Annotated in this window: 1 pseudogene; it reads right to left on the minus strand. The window is 67.1% G+C overall.

Going from position 1 to position 1,733, the window contains the following annotated elements:
• Positions 1 to 691: 691 nt before the first annotated feature.
• A pseudogene (locus JL475_RS38870) lies at positions 692 to 1,648 on the minus strand (tyrosine-type recombinase/integrase); the annotation flags it as partial.
• Between the last annotated feature and the right edge of the window lie 85 nt (positions 1,649 to 1,733).

A 1,733-nucleotide genomic window follows, 5' to 3' on the forward strand; every position in this document is an offset into this window, starting at 1 on the left:
GCTCCTCATGCCATTCTCGCAGGCCAGCCCGCGAATCCGCCGACCACGTGTGCCTACCTACTGATGAAGTCGGGGGAAACCGCATGTCGTGCGCTGATCATCCACGACACCACCGACAGCGCCCCCGGGCTGCCACCGGGCACAGACGCTCAGACCGCCTGGACGACGGTGGTCTCTCCGGGCTTCGACTCTGACGCAGCGCGCCCTGTCAGGCAGGCCGGATGAACATGTGTGTCCGGTAGGACTGGTGTAAGGGCTCAGGCATCGTCGCCATGTGCCGGCCGCCGCGGCTTGCTCCGGTCAACGGCATTGGCAGCGTGGCTGAGGACTGCGGGGGTACAGCGAGGCATACGCGTGCGTCGTCGGTCGGTGCGCCCGCCGTCGTGGCTGACTGTCGTCGGCTGAGGTTCAGGCAGGGCAGCGAAGGTGTCGGCCGTCAGTCGAGTACGCCGAGGCTGGGCCGTCTCTGGGCCGTCTCTGGGCCGTCCGAGGACGCTCGACAGTGGCCAATGACGACCAACGACGACCACCAGGCGCACGAGCCCACTGCCCTTGACCAGCAAAAACCCAGCTCACCAAGATCCCCGGCAAGACCCAGGGCAAGAAGAAGTAGGTTTGGTGATCATGCCTCCCACCTGCGCATACGGCGCGGGCGGGAGGCATTTTCGTGCCCTGGAACCTCTCTGGAACCTCAGCCCATGTGATCTTGTGGCTTGAGAGCCCTGCCGAGAGCCTTCCGGGCTCGGTCTCGACTGCTCGGCATGAGGTGTGCGTACACCTTCAGCGTCAGCCCCGGATCGGAGTGCCCGAGGTACTCAGCGAGGGCCTTGATGCTCTCCCCGGCGTCCAGAAGCACGGACGCGTAGAAGTGCCGAAGCGCGTGCATGCCGTGCTCCCGGGCGGCGGCGTGCTCGCGACTCTTGGCCTTGGGGATGACACCGGCCTTGGCGAGCGCGGGCTTCCAGTGGTCTTCGTTCAGCGACGTACGCCAGATGTGCCCACCGTTCGGGCCCGTGAAGATGAGCCGCTTGGTCACGGGCCGGCCGTTCGCCCGCATCCACGGCAACGTGACCTCGACGGGCGGGAAGCGCTCCATGTGCGCCTTGAGCGCGTCCGCCACGGGATCCGACAGAGGCACGTCACGGAGCTTGCCGCCCTTCGGGGGCGCGAACACGGGCTTGCTCAGACTCAGCTTCAGTTGCTGCACCACGTACAGGGTGCCGCCCTCGAAGTCCAGGTCATCCACGGACAGGCCGAGGATCTCGCCCTGTCGCAGGCCGCAGCCGGCGCCTACGTCGACCATGGGCCGGAAGCGTTCGACCATGACGGCCCGCATCGCGAAGACGCGTCCCGGCGACCAGGGGACGACACGGCGCGTGCCCATCTCGGGCGGCGTCACCGTGCGCGAGTTGCAGGGGTTCCGGCGTAGGCATCCGTCCTCGACGGCCGCAGAGAGCACGGCGCGGACGTTGGAGAAGATCACGCGAGCGTAGGCACCGGACATGCCGGACGCTTCGAGCTGCGTCACGAACTCGCGGATATGGCTCGGCTGGAAGGACCCGAGCTGACGCGACCCGATGCGCGGGAAGGCGTGCAACCTGAGTTGGGAGTCCATCGACGCCCGGGTGTTCGGGTCGCCGCTCTGAGAGGGCGTTCAACGTGGACGGATTGCCGCTTATGACCTAGCAGGCTCCTCGCCAGGCTGGTGTGGTCTCGTCCGTTAGGCGCTTGGC

Source organism: Streptomyces sp. M2CJ-2 (assembly GCF_016757295.1).
Lineage (GTDB): Bacteria > Actinomycetota > Actinomycetes > Streptomycetales > Streptomycetaceae > Streptomyces.